The organism is Lysobacter humi (ex Lee et al. 2017) (assembly GCF_054781815.1).
In genome coordinates this window covers 68,111-87,997 of record NZ_BAAGTR010000009.1, presented here as the reverse complement: position 1 = coordinate 87,997, position 19,887 = coordinate 68,111, and the positions used below count along the sequence as shown (strand labels likewise).

General features: G+C 70.8%; 18 protein-coding genes. 7 read left to right on the top strand and 11 right to left on the bottom strand.

All coding sequences use genetic code 11. The annotated features are described in order from the left end of the window. Positions 1 to 52 precede the first annotated feature (52 nt). A complete protein-coding gene (locus ACYVJJ_RS07215) occupies positions 53 to 1,735 on the bottom strand; it encodes a CTP synthase (RefSeq protein WP_460832328.1) in 1,683 nt (560 codons plus the stop codon). Between the two features lie 122 nt (positions 1,736 to 1,857). After that, the gene (locus ACYVJJ_RS07210) at positions 1,858 to 2,400 is read right to left on the bottom strand and encodes a hypothetical protein (RefSeq protein WP_460832327.1); all 543 of its coding nucleotides are present in this window, start codon (positions 2,398 to 2,400) and stop codon (positions 1,858 to 1,860) included. A gap of 181 nt (positions 2,401 to 2,581) precedes the next feature. On the opposite strand from ACYVJJ_RS07210, the gene parE reads away from it, so the two are divergent. Next, positions 2,582 to 4,492, top strand: coding sequence for a DNA topoisomerase IV subunit B (gene parE, locus ACYVJJ_RS07205; protein WP_460832325.1), 1,911 nt, complete (start codon positions 2,582 to 2,584; stop codon positions 4,490 to 4,492). A 140-nt stretch (positions 4,493 to 4,632) separates the two neighbouring features. Here parE and hutG read toward each other — a convergent pair whose 3' ends face one another. From hutG to ACYVJJ_RS07180, 5 genes are all read right to left on the bottom strand, one after another. After that, positions 4,633 to 5,451 (bottom strand): N-formylglutamate deformylase, encoded by an 819-nt coding sequence (hutG, locus tag ACYVJJ_RS07200; RefSeq protein ID WP_460832323.1) that lies wholly within the window; start codon positions 5,449 to 5,451, stop codon positions 4,633 to 4,635. 22 nt (positions 5,452 to 5,473) lie between these two features. Then, entirely contained in the window at positions 5,474 to 6,823 is a 1,350-nt protein-coding gene (gorA, locus tag ACYVJJ_RS07195) for a glutathione-disulfide reductase (protein WP_460832322.1), read from the bottom strand. A gap of 61 nt (positions 6,824 to 6,884) precedes the next feature. Then, positions 6,885 to 8,153 (bottom strand): NAD(P)/FAD-dependent oxidoreductase, encoded by a 1,269-nt coding sequence (locus ACYVJJ_RS07190; protein ID WP_460832320.1) that lies wholly within the window; start codon positions 8,151 to 8,153, stop codon positions 6,885 to 6,887. Between the two features lie 204 nt (positions 8,154 to 8,357). Continuing rightward, positions 8,358 to 9,620: a DUF418 domain-containing protein gene (locus ACYVJJ_RS07185; RefSeq protein WP_460832319.1), complete on the bottom strand. Its 1,263-nt coding sequence runs from the start codon at positions 9,618 to 9,620 to the stop codon at positions 8,358 to 8,360. Positions 9,621 to 9,760: 140 nt separating this feature from the next. Continuing rightward, on the bottom strand, positions 9,761 to 10,240 hold the full coding sequence (locus tag ACYVJJ_RS07180; protein ID WP_460832318.1) for an FKBP-type peptidyl-prolyl cis-trans isomerase: 480 nt from the start codon (positions 10,238 to 10,240) through the stop codon (positions 9,761 to 9,763). A gap of 132 nt (positions 10,241 to 10,372) precedes the next feature. On the opposite strand from ACYVJJ_RS07180, the gene ACYVJJ_RS07175 reads away from it, so the two are divergent. Next, entirely contained in the window at positions 10,373 to 10,882 is a 510-nt protein-coding gene (locus tag ACYVJJ_RS07175; protein WP_460832317.1) for a C40 family peptidase, read from the top strand. 305 nt (positions 10,883 to 11,187) lie between these two features. Then, complete coding sequence (locus tag ACYVJJ_RS07170; RefSeq protein WP_460832316.1) at positions 11,188 to 11,832, top strand: C40 family peptidase; 645 nt, start codon at positions 11,188 to 11,190, stop codon at positions 11,830 to 11,832. Between the two features lie 162 nt (positions 11,833 to 11,994). Here the strand turns inward: ACYVJJ_RS07170 and ACYVJJ_RS07165 are convergent, their stop codons facing one another. Then, positions 11,995 to 12,489 (bottom strand): acyl-CoA thioesterase, encoded by a 495-nt coding sequence (locus tag ACYVJJ_RS07165; protein ID WP_460833332.1) that lies wholly within the window; start codon positions 12,487 to 12,489, stop codon positions 11,995 to 11,997. Next, complete coding sequence (locus ACYVJJ_RS07160; RefSeq protein WP_460832314.1) at positions 12,486 to 13,811, bottom strand: dicarboxylate/amino acid:cation symporter; 1,326 nt, start codon at positions 13,809 to 13,811, stop codon at positions 12,486 to 12,488. The genes ACYVJJ_RS07165 and ACYVJJ_RS07160 overlap by 4 nt, the downstream gene beginning before the upstream one ends. A 152-nt stretch (positions 13,812 to 13,963) precedes the next feature. Between ACYVJJ_RS07160 and ACYVJJ_RS07155 the strand changes: the two genes are divergently transcribed. After that, positions 13,964 to 15,649 (top strand): alkaline phosphatase, encoded by a 1,686-nt coding sequence (locus ACYVJJ_RS07155; protein WP_460832313.1) that lies wholly within the window; start codon positions 13,964 to 13,966, stop codon positions 15,647 to 15,649. 46 nt (positions 15,650 to 15,695) lie between these two features. Further along, on the top strand, positions 15,696 to 16,421 hold the full coding sequence (locus tag ACYVJJ_RS07150; RefSeq protein ID WP_460832311.1) for a hypothetical protein: 726 nt from the start codon (positions 15,696 to 15,698) through the stop codon (positions 16,419 to 16,421). Here ACYVJJ_RS07150 and ACYVJJ_RS07145 read toward each other — a convergent pair whose 3' ends face one another. Next, on the bottom strand, positions 16,422 to 16,841 hold the full coding sequence (locus tag ACYVJJ_RS07145) for a CopD family protein (RefSeq protein ID WP_460832309.1): 420 nt from the start codon (positions 16,839 to 16,841) through the stop codon (positions 16,422 to 16,424). Positions 16,842 to 16,903: 62 nt separating this feature from the next. Here ACYVJJ_RS07145 and ACYVJJ_RS07140 point away from each other — a divergent pair, with 62 nt between their 5' ends. Together ACYVJJ_RS07140 and ACYVJJ_RS07135 are read left to right on the top strand one after the other, a co-directional pair. After that, positions 16,904 to 17,512: a class I SAM-dependent DNA methyltransferase gene (locus ACYVJJ_RS07140; RefSeq protein WP_460832308.1), complete on the top strand. Its 609-nt coding sequence runs from the start codon at positions 16,904 to 16,906 to the stop codon at positions 17,510 to 17,512. A 70-nt stretch (positions 17,513 to 17,582) separates the two neighbouring features. Further along, positions 17,583 to 18,830 carry a polyhydroxyalkanoate depolymerase gene (locus ACYVJJ_RS07135; RefSeq protein ID WP_460832306.1) on the top strand — a complete coding sequence of 416 codons (1,248 nt, stop codon included), beginning with the start codon at positions 17,583 to 17,585 and terminating at the stop codon, positions 18,828 to 18,830. 52 nt (positions 18,831 to 18,882) lie between these two features. On the opposite strand, the gene ACYVJJ_RS07130 is transcribed toward ACYVJJ_RS07135, so the two are convergent. Next, the gene (locus ACYVJJ_RS07130; protein ID WP_460832304.1) at positions 18,883 to 19,815 is read right to left on the bottom strand and encodes a sensor domain-containing protein; all 933 of its coding nucleotides are present in this window, start codon (positions 19,813 to 19,815) and stop codon (positions 18,883 to 18,885) included. Positions 19,816 to 19,887: the final 72 nt, after the last annotated feature.

Here is a 19,887-nt window from a genome sequence, read left to right as displayed (position 1 = left end):
GCAGCGCCGATGCGCGGCTGTGCGTGGGGTGATGGGGACGGCGCACCCGGCATCAGGCGCGCGCTTCCTTCAGCAGTCGGCCACCGGCCTGCGCCTTGTGCTCGCGCGCGGCGCGGATGAAGCCGATGAAGAGCGGATGGCCGTCGCGCGGGGTCGAGAGGAACTCCGGATGCGCCTGGCAGGCCAGGAACCAGGGATGTGCGCTCCGCGGCAGCTCGACCATCTCGACGAGCAGGTCGTCCATCGACTTCGCCGAGATGACCAGGCCCGCGTCCTCGAGCTGCGTGCGGTAGCGGTTGTTGAACTCGTAGCGGTGGCGATGGCGCTCGCCGACGACGGCGCTGCCGTACATCTCGTGCGCGAGCGTGCCGGGCTTCACGCGCTGGTCCTGAAGTCCCAGGCGCATCGTGCCACCGAGGTCGCTGTCCTCGCTGCGGCGCTCGACATCGCCGCTCGAGGTGCGCCATTCGGTGATGAGTCCGATGACCGGATGCGGCGAATGCTTGTCGTTCTCGGTGCTGTTGGCGCCCTCGAGCCCGCAGACATGGCGCGCGTAGTCGACGACCGCCGCCTGCATGCCGTAGCAGATGCCGAAATAAGGCACGCGGGATTCACGCGCATGCCGCGCGGTGAGCACCTTGCCCTCGAAGCCACGGTCGCCGAATCCGCCGGGCACGAGGATGCCGTCGACGCCGTCGAGCGCGGCGATGCCCTGCTTCTCGACGTCGCTCGACTCGATCCACTTCAGCGCGACGCGCGTGCGCTGGCGGATGCCGCCGTGCTTGAGCGCCTCGGCGACCGACTTGTAGGCGTCCTGGTGGTCGACGTACTTGCCGACGACGCCGATCGTGACCTCGTCGACCGGGTGCTGGCTCGCGTCGAGCACGGCGTCCCATTCGGACAGGTCCGCGGGGCCGGCCTGCAGGCCCAGGCGGCGGATCACGATCTCGTCGAGCCCCTGCTCGTGGAAGAAGCGCGGCAGCTTGTAGATGTCGTCGAGGTCGACGGCCGAGATCACGGCCCGCTCGGAGACGTTGGTGAACAGCGCGATCTTGCGGCGATCGGAGTCCGGCAGCGGCTGCTCGCTGCGGCACAGGAGCACGTCGGGCTGGATGCCGATCGAGCGCAGCTCCTTGACGGAGTGCTGCGTCGGCTTGGTCTTGAGCTCGCCCGCCGCGGCGATCCACGGCACGAGCGTGAGGTGCATGAACAGCGTCGACTCCGGGCCGCGCTCGCTGCGCAGCTGGCGGATGGCTTCCAGGAACGGGAGCGATTCGATGTCGCCCACCGTGCCGCCGATCTCGACCAGGCCGATATCGAAGCCGTTGGTGGCCTCGACGATCGCGCGCTTGATCTCGTCGGTGATGTGCGGGATGACCTGCACGGTGCCGCCGAGGTAGTCGCCGCGGCGCTCCTTGCGGATCACGGCCTCGTAGATGCGGCCGGTGGTGATCGAGTTCTTCCGCGACAGCCGCGTGCGTACGTAGCGCTCGTAATGGCCGAGGTCGAGGTCGGTCTCGGCGCCGTCGTCGGTGACGTAGACCTCGCCGTGCTGGAACGGGCTCATCGTGCCCGGATCGACGTTGATGTACGGGTCCAGCTTCATCATCGTCACGCGCAGGCCGCGCGATTCGAGGATGGCGGCGAGCGAGGCCGCCGCGATGCCCTTGCCGAGCGAGGACACCACGCCGCCGGTCACGAACACGAGCGGCGTTACATGGCTTGGGGAAGTCATGGTCACGGGTGCGCAGGAAACCCGTAGTTTACAGGTCGCGCCGCCCGGCCGCGATGTTCGCGTGCAGGGCCGCACAAAAAACGCCCCGATCCGAAGACCGGGGCGCATCGTGCGGGGCAGGGTTACTTGCGCTTGGCGTCGCGCGTCTTCGACTTCGCCTTGGTCTCGGTCGGCTGCGTGGTGGTCTGCGCGGCGCCGTCGGCACCCGCCGTCACCGCCGAGTTCGCCGCGGCCGTCGGCGTACCGGAGACCGCCTCGACCGCCTTTTCGGCTGCGTTCGCGCCGCCCTGGGCGTTTTCACGGGCGTCGACGCGCACCGCGGCGCCGGCGTTCGTGTCGACGGCGGTACCGGAGAGCGCATCGGCGCTGAGCGTGGCACCCGTGGTGGTCGACGCACCGGCCGCGGCCGGCGGGGTCGTTGCGGTCACTGCCGAGTTCGCGGCGGCCGTGGCATTGCCGGAGACGGCGGTGGTGGCGCGGTCGGCGGCCTTCGTCGCGGCCTGCGCGCCGCTGCGGGCGGCATCGCGCGCCGTCGTGGCGGCCTGGGCGGCCGGCGCCGTCGGCACCGCGACACCGGCCTTGGCGCCTGCTGCGACCTGGGCGAAGGCGAGCGGGCTCACGAGGGCGGCGGCGAGGGCGGTCACGGCGAGGATCTGATTCTTCATCGACAACTCCTGAGGGGGATGGGCCGGCGGCCGTCCGGGCCGCGGTCGGGGCGCACCGTACGGGCCGAATCCGTTGCCCATGCGTGAATAACGGCGTTTTGACGCCAGCGGGCGTTCAGCTTCGTGGCCGGCTTCGTCACCGTCCCAGCCGGTGCGACGCCGTCTGTTAGCATTTCCGCTAATGAACAAGCGATACAACGCCGCCGACATCGAGGTGCTGTCCGGGCTGGACCCGGTCAAGCGCCGCCCGGGCATGTACACGGACACCGCCCGCCCGAACCACCTGGCGCAGGAGGTCATCGACAACTCCGTCGACGAGGCGCTCGGCGGCCATGCCCGCTGCATCGAGGTCACGCTGCACGCCGACGGCTCCTGCTCCGTGCAGGACGACGGCCGCGGCATGCCGGTCGACATCCACCCCGAGGAGAAGATCCCGGGCGTCGAGCTGATCCTCACCCGCCTGCATGCGGGCGGCAAGTTCAGCGGCAACAACTACACGTTCTCCGGCGGCCTGCACGGCGTGGGCGTGAGCGTGGTCAATGCCCTGTCGACGAAGGTTGACGTGCGTATCAAGCGCGATGGCAACGAATACCGGATGACGTTCAAGGACGGCTTCCGCGACTCGAAGCTCGAGGTGATCGGCACGGTGGGCAAGAAGAACACCGGCACCCGCGTGCACTTCTGGCCGGACGCGAAGTATTTCGACACGCCCAAGTTCAACCCGCGTGCGCTGCGCCACCTGCTGCGCGCGAAGGCCGTGCTGTGCCCGGGCCTGACCGTGCGCCTGGTCGACGAGGCGACTGGCGAGCGCGACGAGTGGTACTACGAGAACGGCCTGCGCGACTATCTCGCCGGCGAGCTCGGTGAGCGCGAGCTGCTGCCGCAGCAGCTGTTCGTGGGGCATCTGGCCAAGGAGACCGAAGTGGTCGACTGGGCCGCCGCCTGGGTGCCCGAGGGCGAGCTCGTGCAGGAGAGCTACGTCAACCTGATCCCGACCGCGCAGCACGGCACGCACGTCAACGGCCTGCGCACCGGCTTCACGGATGCGTTGCGCGAGTTCTGCGACTTCCGCAACCTGCTGCCGCGCGGCGTGAAGCTCGCGCCGGAGGACGTCTGGGACCGCGTCGCCTTTGTGCTGTCCATCAAGATGACCGACCCGCAGTTCTCCGGCCAGACCAAGGAGCGGCTGTCGTCGCGCCAGGCCGCGGGCTTCGTGGAATCGGCCGCGCACGATGCGTTCTCGCTCTGGCTCAACCAGCATGTCGAGCTCGGCATGCGCATCGCGCAGCTGGCGATCGAGCGTGCCGCCGCGCGCCTGAAGACCGAGAAGCTCGTGGTGCGCAAGAAGGTCGTGCAGGGCCCCGCCCTGCCCGGCAAGCTCGCCGACTGCGCCTCGCAGGACCTATCACGCACCGAACTGTTCCTCGTGGAGGGCGACTCGGCGGGCGGCAGCGCGCGCCAGGCGCGCGAGAAGGACTTCCAGGCGATCCTTCCGCTGCGGGGCAAGATCCTCAATACATGGGAAGTCGCTTCGGGGAGCGTGCTCGCCTCGCAGGAAGTGCACGACCTCGCCGTCGCCATCGGCTGCGACCCGGGCAAGGACGACATCTCCGGCCTGCGCTACGGCAAGGTGATCATCCTCGCCGACGCGGACTCCGACGGCCTGCACATCGCCACGTTGCTGTCGGCGCTGTTCCTCAAGCATTTCCCCGCGCTGGTCGCGTCCGGCCATGTCTTCGTCGCGATGCCGCCACTGTTCCGCATCGATATCGGCAAGCAGGTGTTCTACGCGCTCGACGAGGAGGAGAAACGCATCCTGCTCGACCGCATCGAACGCGACCGCGCCGCGAAGAAGAAGGGCACGCCCATGGGCGCGATCTCGGTCACCCGCTTCAAGGGCCTGGGCGAGATGAATCCGGAGCAGCTGCGCGAGTCGGCGATGCATCCGGACACGCGTCGCCTGGTGCAGCTCACTGTGGACGACCAGGACGCGACGGCCGCGCTGATGGACATGCTGCTCGCCAAGAAGCGCGCACCGGACCGGAAGGCCTGGCTGGAGAGCAAGGGCGACCTGGCGACGCTCGAGGTCTGAGGCGGCGGCCGCTGTATCACCTCTGCCCGAAGAAGGGCCCGCGTTCCGCGGGCCCTTTTCGTTGGCGCGATTGCCTCCTCAGGGGAGCCCGACTGACAGGCGCGACCCGCGGCGCAGCATGGCGCGGCCGATCGCGACGATCAGCGCCCCGGAGCGGCCTCGCCCAGCGCTGCACGCATGAGGCGCTCGAGCAGCGGCTCCAACGCGGCCGCGCGCGCGGGATCGAACTGCGTGGTCGCCTCGTCCATGTAGGCGCGCTGGCTGGTCTCCAGCTGGATCGCTTCGACGCCGCGCTCGGGGCGGCCGTAGTGGCGGGTGATGTAGCCGCCCTTGAAGCGCCCGTTGACGACCCAGTCGTAGGCGTCCTGCCCGCCCAGCACGGTCTCCATGCGCGACTGCGTCGCCGGCGCGCAGCTCGCTCCGCCCGCGGTGCCAAGGTTGAGATCCGGCAGGCGGCCTTCGAAGAGGAACGGCAGTCCGTCGCCCCGGATGGAATGGCCTTCCCACAGCACCGCGCGGCCGTGCACATCGACGAGCCGCGCGATCTCGGCCTCGAGCGCGGCGTGGTACGGGCGCCAGTAGCGCTCGCGGCGCGCGGCGATCTCGGCGGCGTCCGGCGCCTCGCCCTCGCGATAGATCGGCTCGCCGCTGAAGCATGTCACCGGGCACAGGCCCGTCGTGTTCTGGCCCGGATACAGCGAGGCGTCGTCGGGCGGGCGGTTGAGGTCGACGACATAGCGCGAGAATCGCGGCACCAGCATTGACGCACCGAGCTCGTCGCGGGCGAAGGCGTAGAGGCGCGAGACGTGCCAGTCGGTGTCGGGCGCGCCGCGCGCGCAGTCGGCCATGCGCGCGGCGAGCTCGCCGGGGATTTCGCTGCCGTCGTGCGGCAGGCTCACGATCAGCGGCGCACGGCCGCGGTGCAGCGTGTAGGTCTCGGTGCGGGCGTCGTCGCTCATGGCTCGATGCGGGCGGTGCGCCTCAGCGCATCAGCACCACTTCCTCGGCGCTGGTGGGATGGATCGCGATCGTATCGTGCAGGTCGTCGAGCGTGATGCCCGCGCGCAGCGCGACGGCGAAGCCCTGCAGCATCTCGTCGGCTGCCTCGCCGAGAAGATGCAACCCGACGACGCGCCGCTCCGCGCCCACGCAGACGATCTTGAACAGGCTGCGCTGCGGCGAGTCCGCCAGCGCATGCAGCATGGGACGGAAGCCCGCCCGCAGCACATGGACGTCGTCGCCGAATCGCTCGCGCGCGGCCGCTTCGGTGAGGCCCGCATGCCCGATCGGCGGGTGCGAGAAGACGACGGTCGGCAGCTGCGCGAGATCGAGCGCACGCCGGTCGCGCCCACCGAAAATGCGGTCCATGAGCCGGCGCGCCATCGCGATCGCCACCGGCGTGAGCGCCGGCAGCGGCGTCACGTCGCCGACGGCAAAGAGGCCCGGCACTGCGGTGGCGCCGAAGGCGTCGACCGGGACGTAGCCGCGCGCGTCGGTCGCGACCCCCGCGGTCTCGAGGCTCAGGCCCGCGGTGTTCGGCCGGCGCCCGGTCGCGAACACGACCTGCTCGACGGGCTCGCTCCACGTGCCATCGCCGTCCCGGCAGCGGATCGCGCCGGGCGCGCCGTCGAGCGCCTGCGTCGCGGTGGAAAAGCGCAGGTCGACGCCGTGATGGCGGTAGTCCTCGGCGAGCTGCGCGGTGATGTCGGCATCGAAGCCGTCGAGCAGCCGGGGCCCGCGAACGCGCAGCGTGACGCGGCTGCCCAGCGCCTGCAGAACGCCGGCGAGCTCCACCGCGATGTAGCCGCCGCCGATGATCGCCACGCTCGCCGGCGGCGCACGCCAGGCAAAGAAGTCGTCGGAGGTCGCGCCGAGTTCCGCGCCCGGGATCGGCGGCCGCACGGGCACCCCGCCGGTCGCGATCAGCACGTGCGTCGCGGTGAGCGAGACGCCGGCGGTGGTCCGCACGCGGCCGGTGCCGTCGAGCCGGCCCTGCTCGGCGATCAGCGCGATGCCCGCCGCATCGAGCCGCCGCTGGTAGCTCGCATGGATGCCCTGGATGTAGCGCTCGCGGTGCGCGATGAAGGCCGGCCAGTCGAGCGCGCAACTGGCGTCGCCGAAGCCGAGCGCACCGGCCATCCGCAGCTTGCCCGCGACCTCCGCCGCGAGCCACATCGCCTTCTTCGGCACGCAGCCGACATTGACGCAGGTGCCGCCGAGCGCGCCGGGCTCCAGCAGTGCGACGCGCGCGCCGTGCTGCGCCGCACGGAATGCGCCGGCGAGCCCGCCGGAGCCGCCGCCGATCACGATGAGGTCGAAATCCGTCGCCATGCAGGCCCTCCTGGGAGCGCAGGCTCGCACGCATGCGGCCGCGAATGCGTGAGCGGCGCGCCTAGTGGCGTCGCACGAAGCGCTCGGCCGCGTACGGCGCGGGATCGATCGCCGGCGCTCGCCCGGCGACGAGGTCGGCGAGCAGTTGCCCGGTGCCGGCACTCATGCCGACGCCCATCATCCCGTGGCCCGTCGCGAGCCAGAGGCCCGGGCGGCCGGGCGCGGGACCGACCAGCGGGACGTCGTCGACGGACATCGGGCGCCAGCCGTACCAGCGCTCGCGCACGCGCGGGCCGACCGGCTCGTGCAGGTACTGTGCGGCGCCGCGTTCGAGCGCGGCGAGCCGGCGCTCGTTGAGCCGCTCGTCGAAGCCCGAGAACTCCATCGTGCTGCCGAGCCTGTAGCCGCTGCCCCACGCGGTCACGCAGACGGCGACCTCGCGCAGCACTACGGGCCGCCGCGGTGCGAGCGTCGGGCGGTCGTAGGTGATCGAGTAGCCCTTGCCCGGCTGGATCACGCCGCGCAGCCAATCGAGGCCAAGCGCGTGGGCGAGCCGGGGCGACCAGGCGCCGGTGGCGATGATCACGTCGCGCGCCCGGATTGGCGCACGGCCCGTCGCCGCGACGAAGCCCGGCGCCTCGTCCGCCAGCCCGACCAGCGCACGCTGCTCGTCGATGATGCCGCCGCGCAGCCGCACCACGCGCGCCAGCTCGGCCACGTAGCGATCGGGCCGCAGCGCTGCATCGCCCTGGAAGCGGATGGCGCCGGCGACACCCGGCTTCATCGCCGGCTCCTCGCGCTCGTAGTCGGCGCCGTCGATGAACTCGACGCCGATGCCGAGCTCGGTCAGCAGCGGCGCCTCCTCGCGCCCATGGGCGAAGCGGCGCGCATCGCGGAAGACGTAGTCCTCGCCGCATTCGACGAATTCGCAGTCGAGGCTGTGGTCGCGAATCCAGTCGGCGAGGCGCGCGCGCGAGTCCGACAGCAGCGCGGCCTTCGCGCGTGCGCTGGCTTCCCAGTCGCGCGGATTGCAGCGCGCGCGCAGGCCCCACAGCCAGCGCCACAGCAGGGGGTCGAATCGGGGCCGGATGTAGAGCGGCGCGTCGGGCGCGAGCATCATGCGCAGCGCGCGCAGGGCCATCCCGGGTGCGGCCAGGGGCGGCGCATGACTCGGTGTGATCGTGCCGCAGTTGCCGTGCGAGCTGCCGCCGCCGACGCGGCCGGCGTCGATGACCCGGACCGTCCGGCCGGCCTCCAGCAGCGCGAGCGCGGTGGCGAGCCCCACCACGCCGGCGCCGACGACCAGCACGTCGCATTCGTCTCGCTGCATGCGCGTATTGTCGGGGAAAACGGACTGCGCATGGCGGACGAACGCGGCGCATGTGCGCGATGCCGGAATTCGTCCACCGCACGCGCCGGCCGTCCGATGCACGGGCGCGGCACCAAAACGTGCCGGCGCGGAGCATGCCGCTGGGACGGGACGTCGGCTGATGCTCGCTCGGCGCGTCGCGGCGCACGCACCGAGCCGTTGCGATCAGGCCGTCGCGGGCATCGGCGCGCGCGCTGACCGGCCACCGTAGGTCCACGCCCGCCAGAGCTTTTCCATCGGTCCATGGCTGTGCCGGGCGAGCCAGGCATGGCTCAGCAGCACCTGCAGCGCGAACAGGCTGCCCGCGAAGACCGGCTGCCACGCGCGCGGCAGCTGCTCGAAGTAGCCGAGGCCGTAGCCGGAGAACACGAACGTGCAGACGAGCGACTGCACCAGGTAGTTGGTGAGCGCCATCCGGCCCGCGGGCGCGAGCCAGCCGAGCGGGCGCGCGAACGCCGCCGACTGCAGGCCGCGCACGATCCACGCCATGTAGCCCAGGCACATGAGCAGGCCGGCGATCGCATTGAGGCCGAAGGCGACCGCGCCGGGCATGTCGGTCGGCCCGTGCGCCATCGACGGGCTGATCGCGTACGAAGCCAGCATGCTCGCCAGGCCCGCCGGCATCGCGATCCAGCGCAGCCCGGCGTACAGGCGCGGGAATTCCGCGGGACGCGCGATCGCGCCGCTGCGCACGAACCAGGCACCGAGCAGGAACATGCCGAGCACGTGCCAGCCGAAGAACACCAGGAAGCCCATCATCTGGGCGACGTCCTGCGCGCGTCGCGTTACCGCGGCGAACCAGTCGCTGCCGGCCTGCGCGGCACGCTGCGCCTCGATGGTCGCCAGGTGGGCGGCCTCCTGTGCATCGAGGTTCTTCTGCATCTCCGCCGCGGCCTTCGGATCGAACTGCGCGAGCAGCATCAGCGCGCTCAAGACCAGCACGAGAACGACCGGCACGAGGTAGAGCGCGATACCCCACTTGGGCAGCCGCGACTGCGGGGTGTTGCGGAACAACAGGAGCAGCACCAGTGACACGAGCGCGTAGCTCACGAGGATGTCGCCCGACCAGATCAGGATGCCGTGCACCAGGCCGATCGCGAGCAGGCCGACGCTGCGGCGCACGTAGAGCCGTGCGAACGGCCGTCCCGACGCCTGCGCACGCTGCATCATCACGGCGAAGCCCATGCCGAACAGCAGCGAGAACAGGGTGTAGAACTTGCCCTGCACGAGGACGTAGACCAGTGCATCGACCGTGCGATCCGCGCCCCGGAGCGACAGGTCGGTGCCTGACATGCCGGCGAACATCGGCCCGACCATCGCCTCGATGTTCATCAGCAGGATGCCCAGCAGCGCGAAGCCGCGCAGCACGTCCATCGCCTGGATGCGCTCGCCGCCGGTGACGGGTCGCAGCACGGTCGCGGTGGCCATCGTTCTTCCTCCTGAAGAAAGCCCAAGGATGCCGCGCGCGGCGCGCGGCGCCATGCGCCGGATGTCACGGGCCGACGGACGGCCGGAAACGCGGACGGCCCGCCGAAGCGGGCCGTCGCGGCATCACCGGGCGCGGCGACTCAGTGGTGGTGACCGCCCTCGCCGTGCACGTGGCCGTGCTCGAGTTCCTCGGCGCTGGCCTCGCGCACCTCGACTACCTCGATCGAGAAGTGCAGGTCCTTTCCGGCCATCGGATGGTTGAGGTCGACGTCGACCACGGTCATGCCGACCTTCTGGATGGTGACCGCGCGCGGACCGAAGTTGGTGTTGAGCACGACCTGCATGCCCGGCTGCAGCGGCTGGCCCTCGAAATGCTTCTTCGGGATGCGCTGGGTGAGGCCGTCGCGGCGCTCGCCATAGGCCTGCGCGGCCGGCACGTCCACCTCGAACTTGTCGCCGGCGGCCTTGCCCATCATGGCCTCCTCGAGGCCCGGAATGATGTTGCCGTGGCCGACGAGGATCGCGAGCGGCTCGCGCCCCTCGGACGATTCCATCGCCTCCTGGCCCTGCTCGGCAACGGTGTAATGGAAGCGGACGACGCTGTTCTTATCGATGTTCATGTACGGATCCAGGAGCCGACGGGTCGGCGCGGAGAGCCCTGCGGGCAGGACGGACGGGCTTGCTGCCCCGTTAAGGACTCGTCAAGCTACCGGACGATGGAAACCCGGCATTATCCCGGCAAGCCCTGCCGCATGCCAGCCGCGATCGCCGCGACGGCGATCGTGCTCCTGCTGTCGGGATGCGGCGCCGAGCCCGTGACCCGCACGACGCGCCCGTCGATGCGGCCTGTGCTGCCGGCGACATGGCCGGCCGTCGAGCCTGCCGATCCCGAAGCCGCGCGGGCGACCGTGATGCGCGCGCTCTCGCTCGTCGGCACACCTTATAAATACGGCGGCGACACGCCCGAGACCGGCTTCGACTGCAGCGGGCTGATCCACTACGTGTTCCGCGACATGCTCGCGCGCACCCTGCCACGGCGCTCCGTCGACCTGGCGAATGCCGGCGCGGACGTGCCCCTGCTGCGGATGGCCGCCGGCGACCTCGTGGTCTTCGGCACGGCCGGCGTCGACCACGTCGGCATCTACATCGGCGAAGGGCGCTTCGTGCATGCGCCGACCACGGGCGGGAGCGTGCGCCTCGACCGGCTCGACGGCCCGTACTGGCGCGAGCGCCTGCTCGGGGCGCGAAGGCTGTTGCAGTAGAGCGCAGGCAGCTTGGCAACGAGGGCGGCCAGCGCTCGATGCATGATTGCAAGTCATTGAATTGATTGGCCCTGAGTGGCGCCGCACCAGAGGCGGTGCATGTCTTGCCCCACGCGCCGCGGCCGGGTCGTCGCCAGATGGGCACCGCCATCGAAGCGGCCGGATGCCACGGCCGCTGTCACTTCTGTAAACCCCTTTTTGGGACCTGGGCCTCATCGGCTTAACGGTGAGCTAACGAGATTTGAACCAAACGCCTCCGTTCGGCGGGCATGATGGCCCCGTGATGAATTAGTGAGGCCCCGGTGATGACCGGAAGCAATACCCACCGCCCCTTCACTTCAGCGCTCCGCAGCCGCGGCAGCCGCTGGATGCTCGCCGCGCTCCTCGCCCTAGTCGCCGCTCCGGCGCTGGCGCAGCGTGCGCCGGCCGGCATGTCGACCGACACCGAGGAGGCGTCCTCGTCGGTCGTGCGGGATTCGATGAGCCTGTCGGACCGCGCGCTGATCCTCGCGAACGACGTCAATCGCCTCCTGCTCCCGGGCAGCCGCCCGGCCGCCGAGCCGGCGACCGGCCGCGTGCAGAGCGTGCTGTCCCGCGCGCTCGGCCTGCTGGGCACGCCCTATCGTTGGGGCGGCACCTCGCCGGAAGGCGGCTTCGACTGCTCCGGCCTGGTGGGCTATGTCTTCCGCAACGCGCTCGGCATCGAGCTGCCGCGCGTCTCCCGCGACATGGCCAAGACCGGCGAGATGGTCGCCGATCGCGGCGCGCTCACCGCCGGCGACCTCGTCTTCTTCGGCAAGAGCGGTACCGTCGACCACGTCGGGATCTACCTCGGCGAGGGCAAGTTCGTGCATGCGCCGCGCACGGGCCGCGACGTCACGGTCTCGCGCCTGGACACCGGCTACTGGGGCGCGAAGTTCCTGCAGGGGCGCCGCGTGCAGGGCATCTGAGCCCTTCGCCGCAGCGCACTGCAATCGAGGCCGCCTCCGGGCGGCCTCGTCGTTTGTGACAACAACGCATTCGAAGCGGTAGGACGGCGAAGCGCGCCGCCAAGGCATCGCTCGAATGGCCGCGAAGGCGCGACGGCCGTGTTGCCGCCGCCAACCGGCTCTTCAACGGGCGCCGTCGGGTGCCAGCACGTCGTCGATCGCCTGCCCCGGTGCCATGACCTTCGCGGCGTAGTCGGCGAGCCGTCGGTCGTCTTCCGTCTGGGGCGTCCACGGCGACACCGTCACCGGCCGGCCCTCCGGTGCGTCGAGCGCGACGAAGGCGATCACGCAATGGGTGCAGAGCCGGTCGTCCGCGGCGCCGCCGGCGGATTTCGGATCGCGCGCGCGTACCTCGATCGCGAAACGCATGCTCGACGTGCCGGTGTGAACCAGCTTCGCGCGGATGGTCACCAGGTCCGAGATCCGGATCGGCGCGAGAAAGCGCATGCCGCCGACCGCGACCGTCACGCAGTAGTGCCCGCTCCACGCGACCGCTGCCGCATAGCCGGCCTGGTCGATCCACTTCATCACCGCGCCGCCGTGGACCTTGCCGCCGTAGTTGACGTCGGTCGGCTGGGCGAGGAAGCGCAGCGTGAGTTCGCGGTCGCGCACGCTCAGACGCTCCGCGGCTCGGCAAGCGGGTCGACGTCCGTCGGGCCGCTGTCGTACACCGCCGTATCGAGCAGGCCGGTCTCGCGCGCCACGATCACCGGCACCAGCACCTGCCCGGTGACGTTCGTCATCGTGCGCATCATGTCGAGCACGCGGTCGATCGCATACAGGTAGCCGATCACCTCGAGCGGCAGGTTCGCGGCCGACAGCACCACCGTCGCCATGACCACCGCGGTGCCCGGCACGCCGGCGGTGCCGAAGCTGCCCAGCACCGAGGCGATGAGCACGATGAAGTACTGGTCGGCGGTGAGCGGCACGCCGGTGTATTGCGCGATGAAGACCGCGCACAGCGCGGGGTAGATCGCGCCGCAGCCGTCCATCTTGATCGACGCACCGAGCGGCACGGCGAAGGCGGCGTAGTCGCGATCGACACCGAGGTTGCGGGTGGCGGAATTGAGCGAGGCCGGCATCGCGGCGAAGCTCGACGAGCTGACGAACGCCACCTGCATCGCCGGGAACGCGCCCTTGAAGAAGCGCAGCGGGTTGAGCCGATGCGCGGCGAGCAGCCCGCCGTAGGTGACCAGGATGTGCAGCGCGCAGGCGATGTACAGCGCGAGGACGAAATTGCCGAGCGGCAGCAGCTTCTCGAAGCCGAACTCGCCGACCAGCGCGGCGATCAGGCCGAACGTGCCGATCGGCGTCACCTCGAGCACGAAGCGCGTGACCTGCACCATCACGTCGCGGCCCTCACCCATCAGCTCGCGCAGACGCGGCACGCGGTCGCCGAGCTTCACCATCGCGAAGCCCAGGATGCCCGCCCAGAAGATCACCGGCAGGATCGAGCCCTTGCCGGCGGCGAGCACCGTTTCGCCCGCCGCGTTCTTCGCCGTGCCGATGCCGGTCATCGCGTGGAACGGGTTCTCGGGCACGACGCCGAGCAGCACCTTCGCCACGCTCGGCACGTCGCGCGGCACGTAGCTCGGATCGACCGCAAGCGACGTCACGCCCACGCCCGGCTGCATCAGCATGCCGACGCCGAAGGCGATGCCGACCGCCATGACGGCCGTCAGCGCGAACCACAGGAACGTGCGGCCGCCGAGTGCAGCCATCGACTTCTGGCCGTGCAGCGCCGACACGGCGTTGACGACCGCGAAGAACACCAGCGGCACGGCGATCATCTTGATCAGGCGGACGTAGAGGTCGCCGAGCGGGCCGAACCACGTCGCCGCCGCGGGACCGAGTGCCCAGCCGGCGAGCGCGCCGAGCACGAAGCCGGCGAGTACGCGCTGCCAGAACGGAATGCGCAGCCAGGCGTGGACGAGGGGCATGGAGGGACTCCGGCGATGCGGAGCCCACCATAGCCGAGCCCGTGTGCACCGGCGACACCGCCGCCGTCGCCTCATCGTGCCACCGGTGCAACCGTCTCCGCCGCGGTCACGGCGGGCCGGCATAATCGGCGGCTCGCCCCTCGAGACGCGCTATGTCCCCCGTTCGCACCGCCTGCCTGAGCCTGATCACCACCCTCGCCTGCGCCGCCTGCGCGACCACGGCCCCGTCCACGGCCGAGGGGCTGACCGTCGATGTACCGGTCGTCCAGCGTCCGGGCGGTGAGACCGCCGAATGGTGGTTCCGCGACGGCGCGGCGCAGGCCGCCGCGCGCGGCGCGATGACCGGACGCGCGAAGAACGTGATCCTGTTCGTGGGCGACGGCATGTCGCTGACCACGGTCGCCGCGGCGCGCATCCTGGAAGGCCAGCGCCGCGGCCAGACCGGCGAGGAGAACCGCCTGGCCTGGGAGACCTTCCCGCATACGGCGCTCAGCAAGACCTACAACACCGACTCGCAGACGCCGGATTCGGCCGGCACGATGACCGCGATGGCCACGGGCGTGAAGACGCGCGCGGCGGTCCTGTCGATCGGTCCGCAGGCCGCGCGCGGCAACTGCGCGCAGGCCCGCAACGCCCCGCTCGCCACGCTGTGGGAGCTCGCCACGCAGGCCGGGATGGACGCCGGGATCGTCACCACCACGCGCGTCACCCATGCGACGCCCGGCGCCGCGTTCACCCACTCGGCGGACCGCAACTGGGAGAACGACGCGCAGCTGCCCGCCGAAGCGAAGGCCGCGGGGTGCGCCGACATCGCCCGGCAGTTCGTCGAATCGCCGTACGTCGGCGGCCTCAAGGTGCTGATGGGCGGCGGGCGCGGCAATTTCCAGCCCACCGCCGTGCAGGACCCGGAGTACGCGGACAAGCGCGGCCTGCGCACCGACGGGCGTGACCTCGTACAGGAATGGCGCGCGAAGCATCCGTCCGGGCAGTACGTCTGGAACGCGAAGCAGCTCGAGCAGGCCCCGCTCGACGCGCCGCTGCTCGCGCTGTTCGAGCCCAGCCACATGCGCTACGAGCACGATCGGGCGAAGGACCCCGCCGGCGAGCCGGACCTCGCGGCGATGACGCGGGCCGCGATCGCCCGGCTCTCGCGCAACCCGAACGGCTACGTGCTGCTCGTGGAAGGCGGGCGCATTGACCATGCGCATCACGAAGGCAATGCCTATCGCGCGCTCACCGACACGATCGCGCTGAGCGATGCGGTGCGTGCAGCGGCCGAGGCGACCTCGGCGGACGACACGCTGATCCTCGTGACGGCCGACCATGCACACACGCTGAGCTTCGCGGGCTACCCCGTGCGCGGCAATCCGATCCTCGGCAAGGTCCGCGGCAGCAGCGGCGAAGGCAGCGGGGGCGGCGAATTCGCCACCGATGCGCTTGGCCTGCCCTACACCACGCTCAACTACGCGAACGGCCCCGGCTACGTGGGCGCGAGCGACCAGCAGGCCGAGGGCCCGAAGCGCTATCCGCACCAGCCGAAGACGGCCAAGCCCGCGACGGGCCGCCCGGACCTGACGAAGGTCGACACCGAGTCGCCCGACTACATGCAGGAGGCGATCGCGCCGTTCGGCGCGGAGTCGCACGGCGGCGACGACGTCGGCATCTGGGCGCGCGGCCCGGGCAGCGTCGCGGTGCGCGGCTCGGTCGAGCAGAACACGATCTTCCACGTGCTGCTGCAGGCCACGCCGCGCCTGCGTGCGAGCCTGTGCCGCGCGCAGCTCTGCGACCGCAACGGCGTGCCCGTGCAGCGCCCGCGCTCGCCGACCGGAGGCCACTGAGCCGCGCGGGGCCGCGCTAGTCTGGCGCTCCACGAGGAGCACCGCCATGGACTGCAAACGCCCCGCCACCCTCGCTCTCAGCCTGGGCCTCACCCTCGCCTTGGTGACCGGGCGCGGGACCGCGCAGACGCCGCCGTCATCCGGGACGCCGGCCACCCCGGCCGCCCTGCGTTCGCCGGCGCAGACCGATACCGCCATGCCGCAGGCCGCCCCGATGCTGCCCGGGATGAGCGCCGCGCGGCCACCGGCGGGCCAGCTCTGGGTAAGGCCGCTCGCGGAGAAGCGTGTCGACACGCTCCCCGCGGGTGCACTGCACTGGCAGGTCGAACCGTTCGCGACGCTCGGCGAGGCCGGCGCCGCCACCGGCCCGTGGTCACTCGCCGTCGAGGCCGACGGACGCGCCTGGCGCTTCACGCTCGTGGGCGACGGTGCGCCGCGGCCGACGTCCTCCGATGCGATCGTCGTCGGGCCCGTCGAACGTCCGCGTGCCGCGCGCTACCTGCTGCGCATCAATTACGCGAGCGGCCCGCGCGGCGACGTCACGCCGGTGCACAGCCATCCGGGCTCGGAAGCCTTCTACGTACTCCACGGCGAGCACAGCGTGCGCACCGCGCACGGCACGCTGCGCGTCCGCGCGGGCAAGGCCGAGCCGGGCCACGGCGCCGACATGGCGATGCAGGTCTCCAGCAGCGGCGTGGAGGATCTCGGCTCGCTGGTGATGTTCGTCGTCGACGCCGACCGGCCCTTCTCGTCGTCGGCGACGCTCGACTGATCAGAACGGCTTGGCGAGCACCAGGTACACCACGCCGACGAGCAGGAGCACCGGGATCTCGTTGAACCAGCGCAGCGCGCGGCCCGAGGGCAGCGGCTGCCCCGCGCCTGCGCGCTTGAGCCAGCGCCCGGTGACGACGAACAGCGCGAGCATCACGACCACGAGCGCGATCTTCGCGTGCAGCCAGCCACCGGTGATCCGGAAGCCGAACGCCAGCACCAGCCCCAGCACGAGCGCGATGCCGAAGACCACGTGGCCGAAGCGGTACAGGCGCCGGCCCATCAGCACGAGGCGCTCGCGCACGGCGGGCGCGTCACCGGCCTCGGCGATGTTGACCAGGATGCGCGGCAGGTAGAACACGCTCGCCATCCATGCGATCACAAAGACGAGGTGGAAGGTCTTGGTCCACAGGTAGGCCATGCAGGCGGCTCGACGGGCGGGAGGCGCGCTAGCATGCCACGCCCTCCGCGACGCCCGGCCCCATGAGCAAGCAGTACGACCGCGACTACTTCGAGCGCTGGTACCGCGATCCTGCGCTGCGCGACGAGGCGATCGGCGGGCGCGCCCGGCTCGCGCGGAAGGTCGCGCTCGCGGTCGCGACCGCCGAGTACTGGCTCGAGCGCCCGATCCGCAGCGTGCTCGACATCGGCTGCGGCGAGGGGGCCTGGCAGCCCGTGCTGAACAAGCTCCGGCCGCGCGCGAGCTACGTCGGCTTCGATGCCAGCGCATATGCCATCGAGCGCTTTGGTGCCCGGCGCGGCCTGCACCAGGCGGCCTTCGGCGATTTCGCGATGCTGCGGCCATGCCCGCCGGTCGACCTGCTCGTCTGCAGCGATGTCATGCACTATCTCGACACCCGCGAGCTCGACCGTGGCCTTCCCGGGCTCGCCGCGCTGTGCGGCGGCGTCGCGTTTCTCGAGACGTTCACCCGCGAGGACGCCATCGACGGCGACACCGCCGGCTTCCGGCGTCGGCCCGGGCGGTTCTATCGCGACCGCTTCGAACGCCTGGGCTTCCGTGGACTCGGCTCGCACCTGTGGCTCGCCCCGGAGCTCGTGGACATGGCCTCGACACTCGAGACGGCGGGCTGAACAAGGCGGCACGGGTTCACGGTCCCGCCTCCAGCGGCCGGGGTATGCTGCGACGCAACAGGGGGATTCAATGCTCTATCAGATGCACGAACTCGGCCGCGCGTGGCTCGCGCCGATGACCTATTGGGCCGATGCGATGAGCAAGGCCTTCGGCACGCAGGGCAGCTGGCTGTCCTCGGTGCCGGGCGCCGCGCGCGTGTCGGCCGGCTACGAGCTGTTCTACCGGCTCGGCAAGGATTACGAGAAGCCCGCCTTCGGCATCACCAGCCTCGAGATCGAGGGCACGAGCTTTCCGGTGGTGGAGCGCGTCGAGCTGCACAAGCCGTTCTGCCGGCTGCTGCGCTTCAAGCGCTATGCCGACGAGTCGGCCGACATCGAGAACTTCCGCGACGACCCGCCGGTGCTGGTCGTCGCCCCGCTGTCGGGGCACCACGCCACGCTGCTGCGCGACACGGTACGTACGCTGCTGCGCGACCACAAGGTCTACATCACCGACTGGGTCGACGCACGCATGGTGCCGGCCAGCGAAGGCCCGTTCCATCTCGACGACTACATCGCCTACGTGGAGGAGTTCATCCGCCACATCGGCGCGAAGGACCTGCACGTCATCAGCGTCTGCCAGCCGACGGTGCCGGTGCTCGCGGCCGTCTCGCTGATGGCCGCGCGCGGCGAGGCCACGCCCCGCTCGCTGGTGATGATGGGCGGGCCGATCGACACGCGCGAGAACCCGACGCAGGTCAACGACCTCGCCACGCAGAAGCCGATGTGGTGGTTCGAGAGCCAGCTGATCCATCCGGTGCCGCCGCCGTATCCGGGTGCGGGGCGCCGTGTGTACCCGGGCTTCCTGCAGCACATGGGCTTCGTGGCGATGAACCCCGAGCGGCACTTCCAGTCGCATTGGGAGTTCTACCAGCACCTGCTGCAGGGCGACATGGAAGACGCGGAGTCGCATCGCCGCTTCTACGACGAGTACAACGCCGTGCTCGACATGCCCGCCGAGTACTACCTCGACACCGTGCGCATCGTCTTCCAGCAGCACCTGCTGCCGAAGGGCGAATGGGAGGTGCGCGGGCAGAAGGTGGATCCGTCGAAGATCACCGGCACCGCGCTGCTCACCATCGAGGGTGAGCTCGACGACATCTCCGGCCGTGGCCAGACGCGCGCGGCGCACAAGCTCTGCACCGGCATTGCCGAGAAGGACCGCCAGCACCTCGTCGTGGAGGGCGCCGGGCATTACGGCATCTTCAGCGGGCGCCGCTGGCGCACGCAGGTGTATCCGAAGGTACGCGACTTCTTCGCGGCGAACGCGAAGGGCTGAAACGACGAAGGGCGCCGTGCGGCGCCCTTCGCGTTCGCGGGGGTGCGGCAGCTCAGCCGACGTACTGCGGCCCCGTGCGCACCAGCAGGTGCTTCGCGAGCTGGCCGTGCAGGCGGCCCACGCCACGCGCCAGGTGCAGGGTGCCGAACAGCAGCAGCACGCCGCCGAGGAAGACGAAGGGCATCTGCCACCAGGTCGCGGTCACGTCGATGTCGTACGCATCGAACCAGCCGGCGGCCTCGAAGAGCGCGAGCACCGGCGCGACGATCAGTGAAAGCGACGTCGCCAGCAGCGTGACCGCCGCGGTGAAGTAGAAGATGCCCAGCGGCAGCATCAGCAGCATGTACATCATCGAGCCCCAGGTGCGCGGGTCGACGAACATCGCCTTGATGCGCTCGAGCAGCGGCGCGCTCGACGGCGCATAGGGCGGCCGCCGCGGCATGCGCTCGCCGAGCATCACCTCGATCAGACGCCCCTCCACCAGCGAGAGCACGCGCACCGATCCGAAGAACAGGATCAGGAACGGGATGCCGATGATCAGCACGGACAGGCCGACCGACAGCGAGACGCCGGTGACGACCCACGTGAAGTAGAAGATGCCAGTCGCCAGCGAGAGCAGCATGTAGAAGAGCGAGGCATAGGTGCGCGGATCCAGCGCGACCCCGAAGAACTGCCCCGGCGTGGTGCGCGGCTTGCGCGGCTTCGGCGCCTGCAGCGCGGTCTGCACCCGCACCTCGGTATCGCGGTAGATGTCGGCGACCTCGTCGGGCGCGCCGTAGCTGCCCGCCACGGCGGCGATCACCTCGGACTCCGAACGGCCCGGATTGGCGGCGAGCTCCGAGCGCAGGTAGTCCTCGGCGTCGTAGAGCGCGTCCTGCACGAGCGCCGGGTCCGCACCGGCGAGCGCGGCGCGCAGGCGGTCGAGGTATTCCGCGATCGTGGTCGGGGCGCGCAGCGTGTCGGCGTGGAAGTTGGCGGCGTTCATGCGGAGGTCCCCCGGGTGGCGGTGGCGTCGTTGGAGTCGTTGGAAGGCAGGTCGGGCGAGGCGGCGAGCGGG